The following is a 24,116-nucleotide window of genomic DNA, read 5'->3' as shown; positions in this document are numbered from 1 at the left end:
CCTATAGAGCCAAATAAAATAGAGTCTGGGAATAACAAGTCATGAATACCTTGCATCTGGATCAAGCCGATATCCTGATTGATCTTGCCCAACAAAAGCTGTATTTGCCCAATCTAAACAAGCAATATCTGATTTCCAGTGGCAAAAATGGCATTGGTGAAACTGAAAATAGTGGCAAGACTCCTCGTGGCTGGCACAAGATTGCTGAAAAGTTTGGTCAGAATGCTCCCTTAAATAGTGTATTTGTCGCACGTCAGGCGACGGGTGAAATTTATAATGCCGAATTGGCAGCGGAATTTCCGCAGCGTGACTGGATCCTGACGCGCATTTTATGGCTGAGTGGCCTTGAAGCTGGTTTTAATCAAGGCGAGGGCTGCGATACCTATCAGCGTTATATCTATATTCATGGCACACCAGAAACTGAAAAGATGGGAGAGCCGCTGTCGCACGGCTGTATCCGTATGCGTAATCCGGATGTCGCTGAATTATTTGACCTGATCAGTGAGAATGCACTGGTTTATATCTCTGAACAGGAATTGGATCTGGAAATGCTGAATGTTCAACGCACTGAATAACATAACGGATCGACTTAAATTCATGTGAAAATGATTTTGTTTTTATAGGCTGAATCTACTTGGTGGAGACAGCAGAAAAGATTGATTAATCTGGTCCAGATCGTATTTTTATCGCATGAAATGGGTTAAATGATTATTTGAAGCTTAGATTTGCTGTCATTTTTTGAATAAAAATAAATGACAGTTGCAAGATTACATGAACACAACGTCGAGTATTTTAAAGCTTTGTATAATCCTTAATCAGAATTGCAATACATCGTATGGTTAAGACTAAAACTTCGCAGGGTAAAACACAAAATTTCGCTTCAATTTTAATTTTGAAAATTAAAAAATTTCGGTAGAGACTTAAAAAATAAACAAAAAGTGTTGTTTTTTTTAACAAACAACCTATTTTTTAATCACTCACACCTAAAAAGTGGAAAACATTCCGAAAAGCGTTTGACAGGCTGTGCAGATTCTCTATAATGCACCCATCAAACGATGATAGACGTTTAGAAAGGGCGCTTAGCTCAGTTGGTAGAGCGTCTGCCTTACAAGCAGAATGTCGGCGGTTCGATCCCGTCAGCGCCCACCAAGCTCTTTTATGTTGAGACCTTATAGTTGCAGCGGTAGTTCAGTTGGTTAGAATACCGGCCTGTCACGCCGGGGGTCGCGGGTTCGAGCCCCGTCCGCTGCGCCACTTTAAGATCTTGATTTTCGTTTGCCACAATAGCGACATTGTGTAAATGCAGCGGTAGTTCAGTTGGTTAGAATATCGGCCTGTCACGCCGAGGGTCGCGGGTTCGAGCCCCGTCCGCTGCGCCATTTATACGATAGACCTTTTGAGGGCGCTTAGCTCAGTTGGTAGAGCGTCTGCCTTACAAGCAGAATGTCGGCGGTTCGATCCCGTCAGCGCCCACCAGATTCTTTTGCGATGCAGCGGTAGTTCAGTTGGTTAGAATACCGGCCTGTCACGCCGGGGGTCGCGGGTTCGAGCCCCGTCCGCTGCGCCATTTCAAAAGAAATTAAATTGAGGTCCCTGAGCCTGAATTTAATAAACTAAAGATTGACACTCTTTATCAGGGCGCTTAGCTCAGTTGGTAGAGCGTCTGCCTTACAAGCAGAATGTCGGCGGTTCGATCCCGTCAGCGCCCACCAGATTCTTACGATGCAGCGGTAGTTCAGTTGGTTAGAATACCGGCCTGTCACGCCGGGGGTCGCGGGTTCGAGCCCCGTCCGCTGCGCCATCCTAAGATGAGAAGCTTGGATTCCTGAGATCTGAGTTTTCAAGATACCAAGACTACATTCCTTGTCGGTCTTGCGTCATTTAAAACAACACTGTTGTTTTCTCAGGGCGCTTAGCTCAGTTGGTAGAGCGTCTGCCTTACAAGCAGAATGTCGGCGGTTCGATCCCGTCAGCGCCCACCATATCTTCTTGCTTCAACTCTATTTATTCCTTAGAATCTGGTTCTATTATAATAATATTAAGATTTCACGACCATGAGAAATCCCTATCAGCGCAAAGCCGCGACCAAATCCCAAAAAACTGCTTTCGATCCTCAACAGCTTTATAAGCAATATATTGAAGCCATTGTTGCCAATGCTGGCATTTTTGCACTCTATCAGGATGGGTGGGCCTTATGTGCCACGCCGACCGGACAACGCGCATTTGCCTGTTGGCAAAGTAAAGGTCTGGCTCGACTGTTGATTAAAGACAATTGGGAAAATTACGAGATTCAGGAAATTGGTCTCAAGGATTTTGTAGAGAAAGTCATTCCCTTTTTACGTCAGGAAAGTACCATTGTTTCGCTTGACCTGACCCCGGAAGGGCAGAATATTCTGGTGGCACCGGAAAAATTATTACTTGATATTAAAAATTATCTGTATCAGATCTATGTGCAAAAGCCGGAACTGTTTAAAAATCCGGATATGCCTTTACCTAGGCAGATCCGTTTAAATTAATTATCTTGTTTTAAACAGTTTATTTATTGGAACAACGAATATTCATTCAGTAGCCAACCACTAATCAAAGCAAAGTATTCGCGTAACCACGAATTATAGCGAACATTCTGGGGTGTGCCGGCACTCAGACTAATCACTTGCTGATAGCCCTGATGTCTGGCAATGGCACGGGCACGAGGGCTATGAAAATCGCTAGTGACAATCGCAATGGGCTCATTTCGATCAATATGCTTCTGCTTTAAGATTGCCTGAGAATATTGCAGGTTCTGTTGGGTACTTCTGCTTTGATCTTCTAGGCTCATGGGGTTTTTGAGCTGCGGATAGTTCGTGTGGATATAACTTTGCATGACTTCAGCTTCGCTCTGTCTCTCCCGGAAATTTCGTCCACCGGTCATAATGATTAAAGTATTCGGATATCGTTCTGCATATTTTGCTGCGGTATCTAGACGATTTTTCAAAATGGGGGAGGGCTGACCCTGATTAATACCACTGCCTAATACTAAAATCGCTGCAGCAGGTCGTGCCGGAATATTCGGGTTGATTGGCATCTGGATATAAGCGAAGAAAGCCGCGACACTGATGATCCAGAATAAAAATCCGCTCCAGAGGCTGTTCCAGAACAAGGTTCTGAATCGGGAATTCTGTTTCCAGCGTTGAATAGATGAAAAAAACAAGGCATACAGGATGAGTGCCACCCCAATGAGGATCGACAGGGCAATAGCAAAATGTCTCTGACCTTGGCTCAGTAACCAGACGCTATTGATACATAGGATCAAGCTAAAGATCAGGCTAAGACTTCGTTTAAGTTGATTGAGCATCCAGGATTCCTTTTTCTTATTCATATTCTTATTATTGCTTTTGCATCTTCAATAAAAACCGGGCCATTAAGCCCGGTTTTTAGCATATCAGGTTATCTTAATATACATCACGGCGATAACGTCCATCCAGACGTAATTGATCTAACATCGTTTCACCGAGAATCTCAATCAGGGCCTGATCCACATCGCTGGCCATGCCATTGATGCTACCACAGACATAAATCACTGCACCTTGAGCAATCCAAGCTTTTAGTTCTTCAGCCTGTTCACGCAGTTTATGGTGTACATAAACTTTTTCCTGCTGGTCGCGCGAGAATGCAAGATCGAGACGTTTCAGGGTTCCCATTTGCAGCCAGGCCTGAATGGTTTCTTCAAAGAAGAAGTCGTGTTTACGCTGACGTTCACCGAAGATCAGCCAGTTCTGGCTATAGTCCTGACGGTTACGCGCACTGAGCAGACTTAATAGTCCGGCAATGCCGGTACCATTACCAATACAGATAATCGGGCGGTTGTCATCAATCAGGTGGAAAGATTCATTGCTGCGAATACGCAGTGCAATGGGCGCATTGAGAGCCGCATGCTGGGTCAGCCAGCCTGAACCCAATCCCAGATTACCACTAGCATCGGTTTGCTGACGTACCACCAGACGTAAAACCTGCTGGCTTGGAATACTGGCAATGGAGTATTCACGTGTTACCAAAACCGGTAATTGCGTGAGGAGCTGATCCAGAGAATCAAAAGGTTCAGCCTGAGTCAGATCACGATCCCAGAGTGCCTGTTCAATATTCTGTTGCATAGAAGGTACTTGTGTACCCGCTGCTATCTGGTGCTTTTGCATAAATGCATCGATACGTTCTTGGCTATTCCCTGGCTGAACCTCGGCAATATCACCTGCTTGCCAGACGGCTTCATGCTCAGGGGTCAGTTCGATATTGAAGGCAGGCGCACCCAGACTACCCGGATTGAGGACTTCACGTTTACTCAAACTCCAGTGATCAAAGGTCTTATCGATACTCATCGCTTGTAGCTCAAGTCGAGTGACTTGTGCCAGTGCATTATTCCATTGCTGGATATGCTCGTTATTGGCATTGTCGACTTCAATTGTATTGAATAGCTGCTGGGCACCATTCTGTTTTAACCACTGATCAATACGGTGACCAAAACTGCAATAACTGTCTGGATATTCCTGAGAACCTAAGGCCAATACCGCATAACTTAAATGACTGAGATCAGCTTGAATAGACAGGATTTTTTTCTCAAAAGAAGAAGCCAGATCCGGTGCTTCGCCCGTGCCATAGGTACTGGCAACAAATAATACCTGTTCAGTTTGCTGTAAATCGGCAAGCGTCAGCTGTTGTACCGGCTTGACGGTTACCGGTTGACGCGCTTCCTGCAGGGCAGTTGCTGTACGCCAAGCCAGCTGCTCAGAAACCCCTGTTTGTGACGCATACGCGATGAGCCACGGTTTGGAATTTTCATCTAGGTTTACTAAAGTCGCACCCTGACGTGCTGCCAGCGTTAAGCGTTTCTGTTTGCGACGTTTCAGATAGAGCATCCAGCCGGTCACAAAGAACAACGGCATCAACAAGGCTGCGACCATGGCAAAGAACTGGTAGATCGGGCCGAAGAAGCTGCCACGATGCACCGGTAACATGCTGCTCATGATCTTTTCATTGAGCTTTTTATCTTCATACAGCTCAACTTTGGTAAATTCAGCTGTCTGGTAATTATAAGTGGCACTGTTTCGTGCACGTTCATGCTGAACGATTGGATCGACAAAGCTCAGTTGCATTTCACCATCCGGTTTTTTCGGAAGGTTAAACGTTACAGTAGAATACTTATCTGAAAATTCAGTGTTAAAGCCAATCCAGCTCTGGTCCAATGCACGGACAGTAGCTTCAGCGCTGAGACCTTCGCGGCCTTCACGACCAGCACCGCGTTCGCCACCCTGACGGCCTTCACCTCGTGCTTCACCTTCAGCACGTGGGCCACGTTCGCCGCCTGGACGTCCTTCACCACGGTTATTGCCGGCATTGGCCTGCATTTCCGGTTGCGGGCGTTCCACACCCAGCACTTTAAACATGCCATTGCGCCACCAGTCATAAGACCAGTACAGACCGGTACAGGCCAGAATCAAGTAGAAAATTACCACCCAGGTTCCCACAACAGCATGCAGATCCCAGATAAAATTACGGCCTTTCAGTTGAGGTTTTACAAAAAACCATTGCTTGATCGAATGACGTTTCGGCCAGCGCAGGTACAGACCTGACAAGACAAAAAAGATCAGCATCAGGGTACAGGCACCGGTAATCTGCTTACCTACTGGACCAACCGTCAAATTACGATGCAGTTGCTGAACAAACTGGAAAAATTCCCGACCCTTAATTTCTGGCAAGACTTCCGCAGTATACGGGTTGATCATGATGTTCTGACCACGCCGTGCCCCTTCTTTGGCAACATTCACGGTACTCGAAGCACTCGGATCTTGTGCCACGGTAATACTGTTGATCTTCATGTCAGGCGCAGTACGGTTAAAGTGCTGATACAGTTCGGCAGGCGTGAGTTTGTCACGTTGCTGAACCTGAACCGTATAACTGTCGCTATTCATCCATTTTAATATTTGTTGTTCATAGGAATAGATTGCGCCAGTGACCCCCATTATCGAGAGGATTAAACCTGCTGTAATCCCCAGAAACCAGTGGATTTGGAAAAATGTCTTTTTAAACATGGTCGTCAGATTAAGGGTGAGATCTATAAAAGTGGCAAAATTATAACTGAAGTTTGAGCCCGAATTATAGGTGTTGAGGATAATATTTATTCTCATTATCATTTATTGTTTTGAGATTAAAAAAACCTCCATGCCGGGGCAGGAGGTTTTTCACTGAAGAAAGAACAGTTTAGATTTGTTTTGCTGCGCCGACTTCGGCTTCCAGATGCTTGCGAATCGTGGCGAAAGAGAAGTTTTTGCTGTCCAGACGTTTCGGCAGGATATACGCACCTTGCTGGCCTTTTACTTTGAAATTGACCAACATGAATTCTGGTGTGTTGTACCATTCATAGATGTCTTTCCAGCTAATCGCGCCAACACCTTCTTGCATGCCCATTTTCTGGCGCATCACGATGCCATGTGGTTGTACGCCCAGGCGAACACCCTTGATTTCCTGTACCGGAAACTCATTCATCTTGCGTTTAACATACCATTCCAGACCAAAGGTACGGATCAGGTAATACAACACTACACAGACAATGGCCACCCAGCAGAAGACGGTAGAATAGTTCTTCAGGAGCAGAATGCCCAGAATAGAAAGTGCAACAACAGCACCCATGATCAGCCATGCTTTCATGCCAATTTTATTGGTACTACGCCAGATCACCAGCTGAGCATGACGCTGCTCGGCTTCTGAAATTTCATAGTTCACAGGCTGTAGGGTATAAGCGTATAAATTTTTCGCGGTCATAATGAAATTAGCAGATTTTAAACTGTAAAAAGTTTAGCACTAATTGTACCAATTCAGTGAGTATATTGTTCCAAAATCAGCCAAATTATAATGAACCTAATTCAGTTGCCTGTTCATCACGCTCATGACTCAAACTTTGTTTCAGTTGGCTCAACTGCTTTAAAATGCTGAACATTAAAGACAGTTGCTGCAAAATGATCAGGGATTTCTGATCTTGCTCCTGATCTTGAGCCAGGCGCTGGCGAATATGGGCAATCATATTTTGCGCACTTAAATCGGGCATTTCATCTCTTAGCAATGCACCACGAATGTTCTCAAGTGCTTTGTCCAGTAAATTCAGAATGTCCTGATCTTCAATTTTTTCCCGGTGTGCGCCCAGTGCAGCAATATAACTGATAAAAGTATGGTTCAGACAAAGGAACTCAAAGGCTAGCGATTTTTGTACCGGATCAATATCCGGTTCAGTGGCCAGTGTCGAAATTAGTGAAGCCACCTCGGCATCGGTATTATGGGCCGCACGGCGCACAATCCGATATTTCAGGCCATTATTACGTCCTGATTTATACTGCTCGATTACTTCACTCAAATAATCTGCTTCTGCCTGCAAGCTGCGTTTGATACTGCGCGGCAAACGCCGGAACTTCCAGTCTGGAAAAATAAAACTGACGCCGAACCAGGCAATCGCACAGCCAATCAAGGTGTCGATCATACGCGGGATGGCCGCGGCATAGCCCATACCGTCCAGGTTGAAGTTGATCAGGGCTAAAATCGTGATAAAGGCGGTGGCTTGGGCATACTGTTTACTGCGTAATTCAAAGAACAGAATCCCGCTCAATACCAGAAGTAATAATTGTCCTTCGATGGAAGGCACAAAATACAGAATGGCATAACCGAGAATAATACCGACCAACGTACCGACAATACGCAGACGTAAACGCCGTTTGGTGGCGTTAAAGTTCGGCTGGCTGACAAAGAGTGCGGTCAATAAAATCCAGTAACCATATTCAATATTGCTGACCTGTACAAAAATATAGCTGATCAGCAGCACAATCGACAGGCGAATGGCATGCCGGAACAGCACCGACTCCGGTGTCAAATGTTGCTTAATTCGAATCTTGATGTCATCCCAGCCTTTCAGGTCATCATCTCTGAGCTGGTTTTCGATATGTTTGAAACGCTCAGACTTAATACTTTGTTCGGTTTCCAGATTGCGTAACTGGGCATCAATCGATTTCAGGTTTTGAAACAACGCAAAAAGGGCGCTAATCCAGACCTGATCATACTGCTGCTCCTGACGTAACTTATCCAGAGACTGTCTCAGGTTGTCAAATGCATGCTTGAAGCGCTGATTATGCACATAAGGTTTGCGCAGCAGCAAACTTTCACTCAGATCCTTACAGGCTTTGCCCTGAATTGACATGATGCGCTGGAAGCGGAACAGGATATCGCTATGCTGGAAAATCTTGGCCAGTTTCTGATAATCAATATGCGCTGAATCGGCACGTTCATGAATATCCTGCGCCACAAAATAATATTGCAGGCTGCGACGGGTGTCTTTTTGCCCCCGGTCACCTTTCAGGCGAGTCAAAAGGGCAGTTTTCATCTCATTAAAAATCGCAATCAGTTTCCCATTTTCAAGCGAGAGTTCAATCATGCTTTGCTGATAGCTTTTCGGGGTCATGTCCACATCAAACAGATTGGACTTGGCATATAAAAAGTCACCGAGAGCAGAATAGGAAATGGCAAGCTTGTCTTGCGCCAGTCGGGCAGGGAAAATCAGGAAACTGATGGTCGACAGCAGACCGTACCACATCGCGCCGATGACCAATAAACCAGCCTGTTTATACCATTCATCAAACAGCTCTACCCCGAGCATGGAATAAACGGAAATCACCAGACAGCCGTAGGAAATCGTGGCATAGCGTCGCCCTAGTGAACCCAGCAAAATCAGGGCAATACAGGACACAATTAAGGCCAAGGCAAATAGCAGGGGATAAGGAAAGAGCAGATATACGCCCACTGCGGTAATAAAGAAGCCAATGTAGGTATACAGCAGATTTAAAATCCGCACCGAAAAGCGGTCATCAATATCACTTAAACCGGCTGCGACCACCCCTAAAGTCAATGGGATCGTCATCAATTGTTGTCCCATAAAATAGGGAACAAAGGCGGTACCTGCAAATGCCGTCATCATGCGCAGGTTATACATCAAGGTCGTGTTATAGGTGGTTTGCTTGAGACGAGTGAGCCAAGATTTCAAAGGTCGTCCTTTATACTGCAGTTTTAGAGCTGAATCTGAATAGGCTAATGAAAATAGTATATTTATAAATCTTCATTTCAGGCTAAATCATACTATGCACTGTGTTAATTTGTCTGCATATTAGCGCTTTAAATCTTCATGCTTATGACATCGAATAAAATAGTACAACAACCTTATGCCATGTCCTGGATTGTTTTGCTGGCGACCTTAAGTGCACTCGGGCCTTTATCCATTGATATGTATCTTTCGGCCTTACCGGCTATGGCAGCAGATTTTGGTGTCAGTACCCAAATGGTTTCCAATAGTTTGCCGGCTTATTTCTTCGGTCTGGCGATCGGGCAACTGATTTATGGTCCGATCAGTGACCGGATTGGACGTAAACCGCCACTGTATTTTGGGCTGTGTTTATACATTGTGGCAAGTTTGCTGTGTGTCTTTGCGCAGGATGAATGGAGCCTGATCGCTGCACGAATTCTGCAAGCTCTCGGTGGCTGTGTCGGGGTGGTCATGGCACGCGCTGCAATTCGCGATCGTCTGGATATGCATTCAGCAGCTCAGGCCTTTGCCAGCATGATGATTGTGACTGCGATTGCGCCAATCATCGCCCCGAGTCTGGGGGCCTGGGTGTTGATTTTTTATGAATGGAACATGATCTTTTTGGTGCTGATGGGCTGTGGTCTGTTGAGTCTGGCCTGTGTACATTTTCTATTTAAAGAAACCCTGGAGCCAGAACGCCGTCTCAAGCTGAACTTTCAACAGGTTATAAGTTTGTACCGGTGCATTTTTCAAGATCCCAGCTTTCGACGCCCGCTCTATGCCGGCTGTTTTTCCGGTGCGGTGATGTTCTGTTATATCAGTGCTTCTTCGACTATTCTGATGGATCGTTATCAACTGACCGAGCAGCAGTTTGCTTATGCCTTTGGTGCCAATGCTTTCGGCATCATGCTGTTTTCGACCTTGAATAAACGTCTGGCTGGACGATTCTCGATATTGCAGCGCCTGAAAATCGGCACCTGCCTGCAGTTTGCCGGTGTATTAGGGTTAATCTTGCTGGGCTGTCTGGACGTCGATTCTGTGCTCTGGGTGTTGTTAGGCATGTTTATTGTGGTGGCATCTATCGGGTTTACTGGTCCGAATGCCATGGCTTTGGCAATGGCTGAACAGGGCGAGCGGGCAGGAACTGCCAGTGCGATTATGGGCAGTATGCAATTTGTCTGTGGCTTATTGGGCGGTGTATTACTGAATTTTCTGATCTGGCATGCCTTATTAAATATGGCATTGATCATGCTGTTTTTTGTAGGTATTTCCGCTTGGGCGATTTTTAAAATCAAGATGCCAATCTTGAAAAATGCATAGATGCTGGGCGTTCTCTAATATATTAAAAATGCTGGATTGAGCAGAGGGCTAAGCAAGTTGGCTTAGCCCTGCTTGCATCACTCATCGATAAACACTGCAAATTCCTCTACGGGAACGCGCGGGGTGATAAAGCTGTTAATAATCTGCTCTGGATCGGCATAACCCAGTGCCATACCGCAGACCAGCTCTTCATCACCAGGTGCGCCGACCAGATCAAGCACGATCGGGTGAAAGTGATTCCAGGCTGCCTGCGGGCAAGTGTCCAGGCCACGGGCTTTTGCTGCCAGCATGACATTCTGGATCATCATGGAAACATCCATTTTGGAACCAATCGCCAAAGAACGATGGACGGTAAAGAACAGGCCGACAGGCGCATCAAATAATTCAAAATTACGCAGCTGCTGACGCGCCATTTTTTCCTTTTCGCCTTTCTGAATATTCAGCAAGCCATATAAACCCCAGCCATTTTCACGACGACGTTCAATAAATGGCGAGATCCATTGTTCAGGATAATAGGCAAAAGTTTCCTGATACTGCTGCGACAATTCCGGATTTGCATAGATTTGCATTTGTGCCTGACAAACCTGCTGCACGAGTTCATCACGCTTTTTACCTGTTACCACATACACTTTCCAGGGTTGGGTATTGGTTCCTGAGGGTGCGCGGCTGGCCACCGCCAGAATCTCTTTTAAGGTGTCTGTACTAACGGGGGTATTTAAAAAAGCACGCACTGAATGGCGAGAAGTGATGGTGTGATCTACAGCATGAACAAGATTTTGATCCATTATGGGGTCCAGTCGAATATCCTTATTGAGTTTGCAATGACTATAAACTAAACAAACAGAAGGGGGGATAGGAAAATTTAATTCTTCGCCAGCTGAAAAAAACAATTTATCAGCAAAATGACTTGAATAATGAAATTTCGCATTCTTTTAGCTGAGCATAAATCGCCTAAGTGATAGCAATGGATTTAGTCATAAAGTTGGTCTTTGATTTAAAAAATGGCTTAAAACCCAAGTGCTTGAACCATTCAACAATAACAATTTCAAACAGAGAACTGGTTTATTTTGACTGAAAATCAAGATAATTTAATTTCAAGATCCCTGTTTCATTCCGTGTCGAGTAAAAGATTAATATTTTTTTTGAATTAAAATATAGATTAATCTTCATATAAAAATGAGAATTTATAATTATTTTTTATAGGTAAATTAACTATTGCTAATAAAAAGAAATAAAACTTGATACAAAGAAACAGCATAATGTACGACTTTTCATCTTAATTCATGCATTTTGTGATTAAGATCTGTTTTAAATAACGCGATTCCAGATGGCTTGAATGAAGTCTTTAGGTTGAAAGCACTCATCAAGCACTGAATGTTTTTTTGAGCTTAAAACACAGTTTTTTTACCAGCATGCGCGTCTGTTAGAAAAATGTCTGCAATTTTCCAACAGACTGAGTATCGGAATAGAAAAGGTGTTGCTTTTATAAATCTCTCATTTGTTGAATATGATCGTGATGATGATATTCATAAGTTTGAAAGAGATGATAAATCGGTTTGTTTTTCTAAAGGTAATAGATCAAATCAGGATATTTCCAGATGAACATCTAATGAGCGAGCTAGAGATCTAGCGCACTCCATGACTTTTAGAAAAATAAAAAATACAAAATCATCTTGGGCAAAAAATTATGGATTTTACTTTTAATGCATTTTATACCTTGATTGCCGCAGTCATTGTTCTGTTACTCGGCCGATTCTTGGTTAATAAAATCGATTTTTTAAGACGTTACAATATTCCTGAACCGGTTGCGGGCGGTTTGGTTGCGGCGATCATCTCATTGCTGGTGCATTCATTGTGGGGATATAGCATCACCACCAGTGCAGAATTACAAACCAGCTTTATGCTGATTTTCTTTGCTTCGATTGGTCTGAGTGCCAACTTTTCCAAGTTGCGTGAAGGTGGGATCGGTCTGGTTATTTTCCTGTTTGCTGTTTCGGCTTTCATTATTTTGCAAAATGCGGTCGGCATGAGTCTGGCAACATTATTGGGTATTGACCCATTGATTGGCCTGATTGCAGGCTCAGTTACCTTAACCGGTGGTCATGGTACTGCGGGTGCATGGGGGGAAATTTTTGAAGTTGAACATGGTATTCAAGGTGCTTTGGCACTAGGTATGGCCAGTGCGACTTTTGGATTGATTATCGGCGGTATTATTGGCGGACCTTTAGCCAAGTTGCTGATCAACCGTTATAACCTGGCGACTGCGCGTACCGATCAGCAAATTGAAACGCGTGACAATACGCCAATGGACAGCACCACCAGCGAATATGTACCGTTTGAATATCCGCATCAGGTGCGTTTAATTACCGCTGATAATGCAATCACGACCTTGGGTCTATTTGCAGGCTGTTTGGCTTTTGCAGAGTTTATGACGGGTTTCAGTAAAGGTACTGCATTTGAACTGCCAACATTTGTCTGGGCATTGGCGGGTGGTGTCATCCTGCGTAATGTACTGGAAGGTGTTTTCAAAGTTCAGATTTTCGATCGCGCGATTGATGTGTTCGGTAATGCTTCATTGTCGCTGTACTTGGCGATGGCATTGTTATCATTGAAATTATGGCAATTGGCTGACCTTGCAGGACCACTGATGGTAATTCTGGGTGCACAGACCATCACCATGGCTTTGTATGCCGGTTTTGTAACTTTCCGCATCATGGGTAAAAACTACGATGCTGCGGTACTTGCAGCAGGGCATTGTGGTTTCGGTATGGGCGCAACGCCAACAGCGGTTGCCAATATGCAGGCGATTACCAATATGTATGGTGCGTCGCATAAGGCCTTCCTGATTGTTCCATTATGTGGTGCGTTCTTCGTTGACTTAATCAATGCTACTGTTATTCAGATGATTTTGAAGTTTTTTGCATAATTTTTATGCCTGATACGATGAGTCATAGGCTCATAAGGATGTGACATGAATGATCAGTTAAATGAAACCTTACTCGGCTGGATTAATGCCCTGAATGGCCCTTTATGGGATTTTCTGGTGATGTTTCTGGTCGCAGTCGGTATTTTATACACGATCATGACGGGTGCAGTACAAATTCGTTTGTTCTGGCACAGCATGAAAGTCATGAAAAATAGCCGTGGCAAGGTTCAGGATACGCACGGCATTACCCCGTTTCAGGCCTTTGTCACTGGACTGGCAAGCCGGGTCGGGGTGGGCAATGTCGCGGGTGTTGCCATTGCGATTGCAATTGGTGGCCCCGGTGCCGTTTTCTGGATGTGGTTTACTGCCTTTCTGGGCATGAGTTCTGCTTTTGTTGAATCCTCTTTGGCCCAGTTGTTTAAGGTGCGAGATAACAAAAACCAGCAATTCCGTGGTGGACCAGCTTATTACATTACCCAAGGCCTGAAACAGAAATGGCTCGGGATTGTCTTTGCGATTGCATTGATCACGACTTATGGTTTTGTCTTCAATGCAGTTCAGGCCAATGCCATTACCGGAGCAACCTCTCATGCCTGGGGCTGGGATCAGGCGAACCTGATTCTGCCATTAGGCGGCCTGAATCTGGAAATTTCCTGGGTCGGATTGTTTCTGGTCTTGATGACTGCGGTGATCATTTTTGGCGGGATTAAACGGATTGCGAAAGTTGCGGAAAGCTTTGTGCCGTTTATGGCTGTGCTTTATCTGGCTGTGGCTTTGTATATTGCGGTCATCAATTACGATTTGCTCCCATCCATCTTCCAGCTCATTTTCAGTAAAGCCTTTGAATTTGAAGCCGCCGCTGGTGGATTCTTTGGCGCCATGGTATCTATGGCGATGATGATGGGCATCAAGCGTGGTCTGTTCTCTAACGAGGCAGGGATGGGTTCGGCACCGAATGCTGCTGCAGCTTCCGATGTCAAACATCCGGTCAACCAGGGTCTGGTACAGATGCTCGGAGTATTTGTAGATACCTTTGTGGTGTGTTCATGTACCGCGATTATTATTCTGGTTTCGGGTCTGTATGAAAATGCAGGCTTTGAAGGCGTGACCTTGACCCAGATGGCGCTTGAAAGCCAGATTGGTGCTTGGGGTGATGACTTCTTGGCTTTGATTCTGTTCCTGTTTGCCTATTCTTCGATTATTGGTAACTATGCCTATGCCGAAGGAAACGTCCAGTTCATCAATAACAATAGTCGGGTGATGTTGATTTTCCGCTTATTTGTATTGGTCATGGTGTATTTCGGTTCTATCGCCAGTGTGCCATTGATCTGGAATATGGCAGATCTGTTCATGGGCGTGATGGCAAGTATCAACTTGATTGCGATCCTGTTGCTGATGCCATTCCTGCTGATGCTACTCAAAGACTATACCGGTCAGTTGAAGCGTGGTGTGAAAGAGCCTGAATTTAAACTGGATAACCATCCTAAATTTAAAGACAAGGTCAAATCAGATATCTGGTAAGACTTGAAGTAAAAAGCCCCGATCATTCGGGGCTTTTTTGTGCCAAAGTTTTCTTTAGAAGAAATTTAAATAACTTTGATAAAGCACAAAGCCCAAAATCAGGCTGAACCAGACCGGTAGTTTTGAGCGTAGCAGGGCAATCATCACCGCGACAAAAACCAGGTCGGAGCCATAACTAAAATAACGTTGTGAAAGATCCAGCAATAAATACAGCAATAGCCCCACCACCGCAGCATTGATGCCCATCACCGCCTGATGAATATGGCGCTGCTGCATCAACCATGACCAGTAGGGCAAGGTAGCAAAGATCAGAAAAAATGAAGGTAAAAAGATTGCACAGGTTGCTAACAGTGTATTTAGGCAGACATAAGGCGTCCAAGGCAGCAAAGCACCAATATAACTGGCAAAACTGAATAAAGGTCCAGGCATGAGCTGGGCAAATGCATAGCCAAGATCAAAAGATTGGGCACTGACTAAACCGGTTGTGACAAAGTCCTGATATAGCAAAGGCAGAATCACATGACCACCACCAAATACCAATGAACCGGTTTGATAGAAATTGGAAAAAAATTGCAGCTCCGATTCACCCCATAATTTGCCTGCTAAGGGCAGCAGCAAAAATGGCAAGATAAATGCTAGCAGCCAATAGGGTGCAGCGGCAGATCGAATATATGGCGAGCTGATTGCCGTTTTGTTAATTTCTTTGGGTTTCGAATCTGATTGGGAAAAATATCCAGCCAAGAGTCCACAGATTGCGCCCAGTATAATGACCAGAATCTGGTTAAAACTTACTGAAACGACTATCAGTAATGCGACAGAGAGGATTAAGACAGCGTATTGCCAAACCGTTTTACAGAAGCTTCTCAGCATTTGCCAGAATGCCCAGGCGATTACAGAAAATACAATTAACTGGATGGTATGAAAGCTGTTTGAGTTTAAAATATGAAAATAGCTTTGACCCAAGAGCGCCACCAAGGTCATCAGAATCATTGAGGGCAGGGTAAAACCCAACCATGCGATCACGGCACCAGTATAGCCCCGTTGCAGATAACCGATCGACAGCCCCACCTGACTGCTGCTCGGCCCGGGTAAAAGTTGCGCCAAAGCGACCAGTTGACTGTACTGGGTGTCATTCAACCATTGCAGTTGGGTCACAAATTTTCGGTGAAAAAACACCAGATGCGCCGCTGGACCACCAAATGAAATGCAGCCCAGTTGCAGGAAAATCAGGAAAATCCGATACAGTAAGATTGAAGACATACAGTTATGGGGAAAAATGAAGGTAAAGTAGCTGAACTGTATGACAGTTTTACGAAATTCTACAGACTATTTATGCATGTGTTTATACACTATGCTGCTTTAGATTAATGAGGACATTCTCTGCATGCAGAAATATGTGTTGAGTATGGTGATACTGGGTACATTTGGCCTAAGTGCTTGCCAAACGACCCCAATGACAGCCCAAGCGGCGACCAGTCATCTACAACCTGCTGCACAACGCGGAGAAGCTCAGGCACGTCCAAATCAAATTGATTTTCAAAAGATCAAGCAAACCCAACAGCGTCCGGTAGTTGCTTTAGTCCTAGGCAGTGGCGGTGCTCGTGGCTATGCGCATATTGGTGCGCTGGAAGTACTGGAACAGGCGGGTATTCAACCAGATTTTATTGTCGGAACCAGTGCGGGCAGCATTGTGGGATCCATTTATGCAAGTGGTAAACCGGCGATTGAACTGCGCAATATTGCCCTCAGCATGCGACCGAATGATGTCCGTGATATCAAACTAGCCAGAAAAGGCTTTTTTGATGGCAAGAAAGTTGAAGATTATGTCAATTTGCAGGTCGATCAAACCCCGCTTGAAGCCATGAAAATCCCAATGTTTGTGGTAGCAACCGCGCTGAAAGAAGGCAAGAAAGTCGTCTTTAACTATGGCAATACCGGACAGGCGGTACGTGCTTCAGTCTCGATTCCGAGTATGTTTATTCCGACCATCATTCAAGGTAAAGAATATGTAGATGGTGGTCTAGTCAGTCCGGTGCCGGTCGATGTGGCACGTGAGTTGGGAGCCGACATTGTGATTGCGGTAGATATTCTGGCACAACCCATTCACACGGAAACCAGCAATGTCTGGGGACTGTTTAACCAGAACATCAATATTATGCAGCAACATCTGGCGCATGAAGAATTAAAGCATGCAGATGTGGTGATTCAGCCGGATTTACGCGAAAAAGGCCATATCTTTGATGTCCGTGGCAGGGAACTCACCATGCAGGCTGGTGCCGAGGCGACCCAGTTAAAGTTGATGGAAATTTCACAAGCCTACCAAAAACATGATTATGCTCAAGGACATCGCATTCCACAGTTTGTGGTACATGAACATCAAGCTCAATAAATCTTTTTTTTGAAATTTCTGTTTATCCCTATATCGCAGTATAGGGATATTCACTCAAAAGGATAACGGATCATCGGCTGTAACGCTTAACTGATTGTTATAAAAGATAAGATGATTGCCTATGTGTATCAGTCAGTCGGAATTATCGCAAAAGATAAAATTAATTTTAAATATAACAAATTGAATTATAAGTATATTGTTTTAAATAATAAGCCTTATTCGTCTTAAATTAAAATTTTAATATTATTATTCGTATACTTAAGTTGATCAAATATTCAAAAGCATCGATGTTCATGCCAGAATGCAGTTTGAAAAGATCACTACACAGATGTAGACATCATGATGCATATTAAAATTGGACAGCAGGTCAAACTGGCACAATTCGAACACTATATTTTTACAGTGACCGCGACCCATCAGGATGGTTCTTTTACCGTTGAAACGACCTTGGATGGTCAACAAATTTTAAGTTATCAGAACGTGGCGCAGGAAATGCTCAGACCCGTGATGCTTTAAATCACGCAGAGCCTTTTTATTTTCCTGAATTATTTTTGTTCAGAGCTTAAAACAGTGAAAAATTCTCAGTTGCTATGTAATCAGCCCCAGATAAATAAGTGTTGATTTATTGGCACTTAACTTTCTAACTGAGATTTTAAGCAATTAAATATATTTTTTTCTGTATGAATACATTTTCTATATCAATAATTGTGATGCTTCATTTGCCGAATTGAACATTTTATTCATGTTAAAAACGCTATAATAATAAACGATAACCTTGTCATTCAAAGAGTTCAAAGAAAACGATGGCCCCTTTAGATCAAATTGCAGCAGTGTCGGATGACCAGTCAGAGTTAACGATGTCAGTTCTCATGACGCCAGATATGGCAAATTTTTCAGGAAATGTTCATGGTGGAACCATTCTGAAATTATTGGATCAGGTGGCGTATGCGTGTGCAAGTCGCTATTCGGGTAGTTATGTCGTGACCTTATCTGTAGACAAGGTGAATTTTAAAGAGCCAATTCACGTCGGTGAATTGGTTACATTCCTAGCCAGTGTGAATCATGTTGGCCGTACCTCGATGGAAATCGGGATTCGTGTAGAAGCCCAGAATATTCAAAAGAGAACGGTACGTCATACCAATAGCTGCTATTTCACCATGGTCGCGGTGGATGAAAATGGTAAACCAAAACAGATTCCAGCTTTAAACCTGGACAATGACTGGAAACGATGCCGTTTTGAAGCAGCAGAACAGCGTAAAGTCGCGCGTTTGCAAGAAAATCATCATCCTTCATGCAGCATTTATAAAAAGACCGCACAGAGTTAAGTTAAATCGTGATTGAGAAAAGACCTTCATTTGAAGGTCTTTTTTTTCGTCAATTTCAGTTTTTTGCTGGAGCTTTGCCCTTTTTTACCCTAATATAAAACGATACGTATCGTTTCGATTTTTGGATTTTAAAAGTTAAGTAGAAAAATATGAGCAGTGACGAAAAAATTTCCCGGCGACAGCAATGCATTTTACAGGCAGTCGCAGATGCGCTAGAAGAATGTGAATATCATCAGTTAACCATTGAAGATGTGGCGGCACGTGCCGGCGTCGGCAAGTCCACGATTTATCGCTGGTGGAAACATAAATCGGAACTGGTACTGGACACTTTCAAGCAACATACGGCTTTGGTATTTGAACTGGATGCCTCTAAAAGCCTGAAAAGTAATCTTATTCAACAACTCGGTTCTTTATCTCAGGCACTGAATCATCCGGTGGGGCGGGCTTTGTTGGTGGTGATTGCCAATCACCGTGAACTGGCAGGTGAGTTCTTTCAGCAATATCTCTTGCCACGTCGGCAACAGACCCATCAACTGGTTCAGCAAGCGATTGAACGCGGAGAAATCCGCGCTGATTATCCTTTTGATTTGATGCTGGATACCTTATACGGCCCGATTCATTACCAGATCATTTTTTTCAACCGGATTCCAGATGAACACTATATCCAGAATCTGGTCGAGTTGGCCTTGCATCCGGTCACTGTTCAAGCCTGAGTTTGTGCTATTTCCCTACAAATTTTAAGAGTTGGTGATTATGTCAGTTAGCGCTGAGCGGTTATGGAATCGCTCATTTATCTTGTGCTTATTCAATAATTTTTTCCTGTTTGTTTATTATTTTGCCTTACTGACCATCTTGCCGATTTACATCATGAAAGATCTGGGCGGTTCGGTAAAAGAAGCGGGTCTGGCGCTGACGCTATTTTTGGCCTCTTCGATTGCGGTTCGGCCATTTTCCGGCATGATCATCGAAAAGCTCGGCAAGAAAATCTCGATGCGCGGTGCAGGCGTGATTTTTGCCTTATTTTCCTTTAGTTATTTGCTGGTAGATAGCATGTGGTCGCTGTTGCTGGTGCGTTTTTTACATGGTATATGGTTCAGTATTCTGACCACGGTGGCAGTACCCGTCGCTAATGAATTTATTCCTGAACAGCGCAAAGGTGAGGGCATGGGCTATTTCGTCATGTCGACCAATCTGGGTGTGGTTTTTGGGCCCTTGCTGGCATTGACCGTAATTCAGTTCACCAGCTTCAAAGTCTTATTTGGCATTCTTGCCGTTATCATTTCTTTGGGGCTCATTTTCTGTTGGATGCTCAAAATCACAGAGTTACCAAAACCTGAAGCTATAAGCACAGAAAAAACCAGCTTGAGCTTGCAGGATATTCTGGAAGTCAAAGTTCTGGCGGTAAGTTTTGTGGCTTTACTAACCGCTTTTGCCTACTCGGGCATCATGAGTTTTATTACTGCATTTAGTGAAACCAAGCAGCTTTTGGGCTATACCAGCGTATTCTTTATTGTATTTGCAGCATCCATGTTGCTGGTCAGACCTTGGGTTGGAAAGATTTATGACCGTAAGGGACCCAGTGCGGTGATTTATCCTTCATTTATTTTCTTTGCCATTGGTCTGGTGATTGTCAGTCTGATTTCCAATCAATGGATATTATGGTTGTCGGCAGTGTTTATTGGCATCGGTTATGGTTCACTATTCCCATGTTTGCAGACCTTGGCCATTCAGTCGGTCGACAAACAGCGTATGGGACATGCGATTTCAACCTTCTTTACCCTGTTTGATCTGGGTTTAGCGATCGGTTCCGTGGCAATGGGAGTATTGATTGCCTATTGGGGCTTTGAAACTACTTATGTTTTGAGTGCCGCACTCGTCATTGTGACGATATTGGTTTATCGTCAGTATGTTGCCAAAAAGCAAAATAAGCGCCCGGCAAGTTTGGAGTTATAAAATGGAATTAAGGCATTTACGTTATTTCGTTACGGTGGCGCAGGAACTGAACTTTACCCGTGCCGCGGAAAAATTAAATACGGTACAGCCTTCATTGAGCCAGCAAATCAAGGATCTGGAACGTGAGGTTGGCGTACAGTTGCTAGAGCGGAATAACCGTAAGGTCGGGCTAACTGAAGCTGGACAGGCGTTTTTAAAAGAAGCTTTACTGAGTCTTGAGCATGCAGAGCGCGCCATTCAGACTGCCAGACAGATCGCCAATGCGCAGCAGGACCAGCTGAATATCGGTTTTGTCCCGGTCGCGGAAATGAAAGTCTTTCCTTATATCATGCCGAATATCCGCGCGCATTTTCCTGAACTGAAAGCACAGTTTCACAGTCTGACCGATGCAGAACAGTTTAGTGCTTTAAGAAATGGACAGATTGACATTGCCTTTACCCGATATCCAGGGCAGTTGAGTGAGTTTGATTCGATCCGCATTTTTGATGAGCCTCTAACCCTGATCGTGCCGAAAGATTCCCCGGCTGCGGCCTTGTCCTATGTCAGTATCAAGAGTTTTGAAAATCAGGACTTTGTGATTAGTGGTGAGCAGTCCTCACCGCAACTGCATAAGCTGATTCAGGATTTTTTTAAACAGTCCAAATTAAAAGTGAATGTGGTGCAGTATTCCACCAATATTCTGCTCAATGTCAATCTGGTGGGAATGGGCGTGGGCTGGAGTCTGGTGCCAGCCTATGTGATTCCATTGCTCGGCGATAATATTGTGGTGAAAAAGACCCTAGAACCGTTACCGATGATTGGACTGTATGCCAATTATCGCAAGGATCAAAAACATGTGGTGATTGATCTGATTTTGAAAGTATTAAAAGAAAAGTTTTGTGTGGATCTTTTTTAATATTTAAACCTTCAATCTGCCCATCTAAAAAGCCGTGCGACAGAAATGATCTGTAGCACATCCTTTTAAATCGGGACTGCAAATCACTTTATACTGAACCTCTAACAATAAAAACCGGTTGAAGCAGGATGATGAAGCTCTATAACAACCCACAATCACGTGGCTTGACCTTGTTGCCTTTGCTGAAAGAATTGCAGATTGAAGATCAGATTGAGCAGGTGGAAGTTGCCTATGAGCATATGCATCAGCAGGCGTATACACGGATCAATCCGATGGAAAAAGTTCCCTGTCTGGTGGATCAAGGCGTCATTATTTCAGAAATGGCCGCCATTTTTATCTATCTGGCAGATAAATATCGTGACAAAGGATTGGCACCTGCTTTGGATGATCCGAAGCGTGGGGCGTATTTAAAATGGATGTTTTTCTGTCATGGACCCTTCACCGAATATATCGATATAAAAAATTTGCAGGTGTCGCCAGAAAATATTGAAAAGAACCGGAGAAGTTTAAGTTTTGGGAATGAAGTAGCCGTATTTGATTTTCTGCAACAGGGCATCGGGCAGGCTAGTCCTTATCTGTTGGGTGAAAAAGTCTCGGCGGCGGATCTCTATGTGGCTTACTGTTTGATCTTCGCCATATCTGCGAAAATTTTACCGCCATTTGACGAGTTCAGGCCCTTCCTGCAGCAGATGGCTCGCCGTGATTCCCTGAAAGATATTCCGTGGTTTCAGGAATACCGAGTCTAATTCCTCGGTCTATATATTGTCCGGGATATCTAAAAACAATAAAAAAACCACGCCGAAGCGTGGTGAAAGGTGACCCTAATATTATTTCAGGTAAAGCTTTTTAAACAGTTGCTGGCTGGTGCTTTCCATCGATTGAGGAATGGCCAGGGCAGCCACGAAACGGTCAGGACGTAAGATCACAACGGATTCAGACGTGTTGCCAAACCACGAGCGGATATCTGTGCCGATATCACCAATAGTGATGACATCTTCATACTCTTTGCGCTGGCTATTTTGCAATTGCACCGCAGGAATTACCTGAATGAATTTCACGCCGAGCGTTTTCCACTGTTGCAACGTATCTGGGCTCAGACCCCATTTCGGATCGACACCCCAGGCAATAATCGCAAAATCATTACCGATCATTTCATCCAGTAATACGGTTTCACCTGAAGCCAGCTGAACCTGAGGCTGGATAAACATCTTGCCAACCGGAGAGTTCTTGGCTCCGTTACTTAAAAGTGCGCCGTCATGATATTTCGGCATCGGCTTGAAACGCATTTCCAGCAGATACTGCTTGATCGGTTTGATATAGTTCAGGGCATAGGCAATGCCGTCACGAACAAAACCTTGCCATTTTTTCGGTGGTGCCAATACGTGACCTGCCATCACCGACAGGTCAATCATCGCCTTGGCATGGTCTTTACGTTCGATCTGATAAGAATCTAAAAGTGCTGGGCCAGCTTTGCCTTGAATAATCAGTGCCATTTTCTAGGCCAGGTTAAAGGCATCACGCATACCGCTGTTATAACCCTGACCTTGCCATACCGGCATAATGTGCGCTGCATCACCGGCAAGTAAAATACGGTCGACACGGAACTTGTCGGCAATACGAGCATTATGGGTATAGACACGCTGACGGATCACTTCGATACCATCTGTGCTTGGTAAAACCTTAGAAAGAAGTTTGGCAATATTTTCCGGTTTGCTCAGTTCTTCCTGCGTTTCACCCGGCATAACCATAAATTCAAACCGGCGAATACCATGTGGCAATGCGGCTGATACATAAGGACGAACCGGATCACAACATAAGTAAATATGTGGTGTAGCAAGCGGATCATTCTCAAGGTCAATCACGATCCATTGATTCGGTGCGGTTTCACCTTCAAAGGCAATGCCCAGGTTGCGGCGCACATAAGAATTACCGCCATCACAGGCAATCAGATATTGAGCGCGGATGGTTTTTGCATCGCCCTCTTTATTTTGCAGATTGAGTGTTACGCCGTCAGCATCTTGACTAAACTGGGTCAATTGACGAGAAAATAGCACTTGGGTGTTTTTATATTGCTTTAAGCCTTGCAGTAGGACGTTATCGACTTGTGGCTGAATAAAGGCATTACGGCGCGAGAAACCAAACTCACGTGTTAAAGGCTGAATATCTGCAAAACAGCGACCTTTAGGCGTCAAGAAGCGCATCGCATGATTCGGAGTGGTATGCGGTAAGACTTGATCGACTAAACCCAAAGATTGAATGGTACGTAAGGATTCATCATCGATTCCAATCGCACGTGGATAATCAATCAAACTATCCAGTTGCTCGACAATCGTGACAGTTACGCCTTGCTTGCTCAGATAGTTGGCAATGGTTAAGCCGACAGGGCCGGCGCCCAGAATTGCCACTTCAGTAGTGTAATTAGTATTGCTCATAGCGAATGTCCACTCAATTGACTTGCATTTGATGCTATTAAGGGACAGTTAGAAGCCAGAAACAAGTTAGGCGATAGTAGCTTAAGTAATATGGATAATATTGGATTGAAATAGGTTTTTTTTAAATAAATAGTTGATTTTAATTATAAAAATAATAAAAATTTGATAGCCTGTATTAATTCTATGATCAGTTTTGACTATGGTGATAAATAGATTTTGTGCAATAAAAATGCTGAACCAGCATCAAGCATGATTCAGCATAGAATA

Annotated in this window: 18 protein-coding genes, 8 tRNA genes and 1 pseudogene; 20 read left to right on the top strand and 7 right to left on the bottom strand. The window is 44.2% G+C overall.

Annotated features, from left to right (window positions below):
* Positions 1-41 precede the first annotated feature (41 nt).
* The 10 genes from elsL (at position 42) to NI462_RS04725 (ending at position 2,516) form a co-directional block, all read left to right on the top strand.
* Positions 42-575, top strand: a complete 534-nt coding sequence (gene elsL, locus NI462_RS04770) for a cell wall-recycling L,D-carboxypeptidase ElsL (protein ID WP_253159355.1) — start codon at positions 42-44, stop codon at positions 573-575.
* Between the two features lie 498 nt (positions 576-1,073).
* Positions 1,074-1,149, top strand: a tRNA-Val gene (locus tag NI462_RS04765).
* Positions 1,150-1,177: 28 nt separating this feature from the next.
* Positions 1,178-1,254: transfer RNA gene (locus NI462_RS04760), tRNA-Asp, on the top strand.
* A gap of 48 nt (positions 1,255-1,302) precedes the next feature.
* A tRNA-Asp gene (locus tag NI462_RS04755) sits at positions 1,303-1,379 on the top strand.
* Positions 1,380-1,400: 21 nt separating this feature from the next.
* Positions 1,401-1,476: transfer RNA gene (locus tag NI462_RS04750), tRNA-Val, on the top strand.
* Positions 1,477-1,490: 14 nt separating this feature from the next.
* Positions 1,491-1,567 (top strand) — tRNA-Asp (locus tag NI462_RS04745).
* Positions 1,568-1,636: 69 nt separating this feature from the next.
* A tRNA-Val gene (locus NI462_RS04740) sits at positions 1,637-1,712 on the top strand.
* A gap of 12 nt (positions 1,713-1,724) precedes the next feature.
* Positions 1,725-1,801: transfer RNA gene (locus NI462_RS04735), tRNA-Asp, on the top strand.
* A gap of 105 nt (positions 1,802-1,906) precedes the next feature.
* Positions 1,907-1,982, top strand: a tRNA-Val gene (locus NI462_RS04730).
* Between the two features lie 72 nt (positions 1,983-2,054).
* A complete protein-coding gene (locus tag NI462_RS04725; RefSeq protein WP_004645832.1) occupies positions 2,055-2,516 on the top strand; it encodes a DUF2750 domain-containing protein in 462 nt (153 codons plus the stop codon).
* Positions 2,517-2,539: 23 nt separating this feature from the next.
* Here the strand turns inward: NI462_RS04725 and NI462_RS04720 are convergent, their stop codons facing one another.
* The 4 genes from NI462_RS04720 to yccS all read right to left on the bottom strand — a co-directional run bounded on the left by NI462_RS04720 (position 2,540) and on the right by yccS (position 9,052).
* The gene (locus NI462_RS04720) at positions 2,540-3,334 is read right to left on the bottom strand and encodes a YdcF family protein (RefSeq protein WP_253159353.1); all 795 of its coding nucleotides are present in this window, start codon (positions 3,332-3,334) and stop codon (positions 2,540-2,542) included.
* A gap of 97 nt (positions 3,335-3,431) precedes the next feature.
* On the bottom strand, positions 3,432-6,062 hold the full coding sequence (locus NI462_RS04715; RefSeq protein ID WP_253159351.1) for a PepSY domain-containing protein: 2,631 nt from the start codon (positions 6,060-6,062) through the stop codon (positions 3,432-3,434).
* Between the two features lie 169 nt (positions 6,063-6,231).
* A complete protein-coding gene (locus NI462_RS04710) occupies positions 6,232-6,792 on the bottom strand; it encodes a YcxB family protein (protein ID WP_004280696.1) in 561 nt (186 codons plus the stop codon).
* A gap of 85 nt (positions 6,793-6,877) precedes the next feature.
* On the bottom strand, positions 6,878-9,052 hold the full coding sequence (yccS, locus tag NI462_RS04705; protein ID WP_253159349.1) for a YccS family putative transporter: 2,175 nt from the start codon (positions 9,050-9,052) through the stop codon (positions 6,878-6,880).
* 138 nt (positions 9,053-9,190) lie between these two features.
* Between yccS and NI462_RS04700 the strand changes: the two genes are divergently transcribed.
* A complete protein-coding gene (locus NI462_RS04700) occupies positions 9,191-10,408 on the top strand; it encodes a multidrug effflux MFS transporter (protein WP_253159347.1) in 1,218 nt (405 codons plus the stop codon).
* Positions 10,409-10,485: 77 nt separating this feature from the next.
* On the opposite strand, the gene NI462_RS04695 is transcribed toward NI462_RS04700, so the two are convergent.
* Positions 10,486-11,193 carry a nitroreductase gene (locus tag NI462_RS04695; protein WP_253159345.1) on the bottom strand — a complete coding sequence of 236 codons (708 nt, stop codon included), beginning with the start codon at positions 11,191-11,193 and terminating at the stop codon, positions 10,486-10,488.
* Between the two features lie 902 nt (positions 11,194-12,095).
* On the opposite strand from NI462_RS04695, the gene gltS reads away from it, so the two are divergent.
* Together gltS and NI462_RS04685 are read left to right on the top strand one after the other, a co-directional pair.
* Complete coding sequence (gene gltS / locus NI462_RS04690; protein WP_004731964.1) at positions 12,096-13,334, top strand: sodium/glutamate symporter; 1,239 nt, start codon at positions 12,096-12,098, stop codon at positions 13,332-13,334.
* Between the two features lie 45 nt (positions 13,335-13,379).
* On the top strand, positions 13,380-14,855 hold the full coding sequence (locus NI462_RS04685) for an alanine/glycine:cation symporter family protein (RefSeq protein WP_253159343.1): 1,476 nt from the start codon (positions 13,380-13,382) through the stop codon (positions 14,853-14,855).
* 54 nt (positions 14,856-14,909) lie between these two features.
* Here NI462_RS04685 and chrA read toward each other — a convergent pair whose 3' ends face one another.
* On the bottom strand, positions 14,910-16,115 hold the full coding sequence (chrA, locus tag NI462_RS04680) for a chromate efflux transporter (protein WP_253159341.1): 1,206 nt from the start codon (positions 16,113-16,115) through the stop codon (positions 14,910-14,912).
* Positions 16,116-16,239: 124 nt separating this feature from the next.
* Between chrA and NI462_RS04675 the strand changes: the two genes are divergently transcribed.
* The 7 genes from NI462_RS04675 (at position 16,240) to NI462_RS04645 (ending at position 22,163) form a co-directional block, all read left to right on the top strand.
* Positions 16,240-17,244: a patatin-like phospholipase family protein gene (locus NI462_RS04675; protein ID WP_004645821.1), complete on the top strand. Its 1,005-nt coding sequence runs from the start codon at positions 16,240-16,242 to the stop codon at positions 17,242-17,244.
* A gap of 339 nt (positions 17,245-17,583) precedes the next feature.
* Positions 17,584-17,760 (top strand): hypothetical protein, encoded by a 177-nt coding sequence (locus NI462_RS04670; protein ID WP_004731959.1) that lies wholly within the window; start codon positions 17,584-17,586, stop codon positions 17,758-17,760.
* Positions 17,761-18,047: 287 nt separating this feature from the next.
* Positions 18,048-18,569, top strand: coding sequence for an acyl-CoA thioesterase (locus tag NI462_RS04665; RefSeq protein ID WP_004280680.1), 522 nt, complete (start codon positions 18,048-18,050; stop codon positions 18,567-18,569).
* Positions 18,570-18,718: 149 nt separating this feature from the next.
* Entirely contained in the window at positions 18,719-19,282 is a 564-nt protein-coding gene (locus NI462_RS04660; RefSeq protein ID WP_253159339.1) for a TetR/AcrR family transcriptional regulator, read from the top strand.
* 40 nt (positions 19,283-19,322) lie between these two features.
* Complete coding sequence (locus NI462_RS04655) at positions 19,323-20,522, top strand: MFS transporter (protein WP_005104033.1); 1,200 nt, start codon at positions 19,323-19,325, stop codon at positions 20,520-20,522.
* 1 nt (position 20,523) lies between these two features.
* Positions 20,524-21,417, top strand: a complete 894-nt coding sequence (locus NI462_RS04650) for a LysR substrate-binding domain-containing protein (protein ID WP_005104032.1) — start codon at positions 20,524-20,526, stop codon at positions 21,415-21,417.
* Between the two features lie 131 nt (positions 21,418-21,548).
* Entirely contained in the window at positions 21,549-22,163 is a 615-nt protein-coding gene (locus tag NI462_RS04645) for a glutathione S-transferase family protein (protein ID WP_253159493.1), read from the top strand.
* Positions 22,164-22,244: 81 nt separating this feature from the next.
* Here NI462_RS04645 and NI462_RS04640 read toward each other — a convergent pair.
* Positions 22,245-23,849, bottom strand: a pseudogene (locus tag NI462_RS04640) (bifunctional 3-(3-hydroxy-phenyl)propionate/3-hydroxycinnamic acid hydroxylase).
* Positions 23,850-24,116: the final 267 nt, after the last annotated feature.

It is taken from the genome of Acinetobacter lwoffii, assembly GCF_024129715.1.
GTDB classification, from domain to species: domain Bacteria; phylum Pseudomonadota; class Gammaproteobacteria; order Pseudomonadales; family Moraxellaceae; genus Acinetobacter; species Acinetobacter lwoffii_U.
Note: the sequence above shows the minus strand (reverse complement) of the source record. Positions and strands in the feature narration are given on the sequence as shown.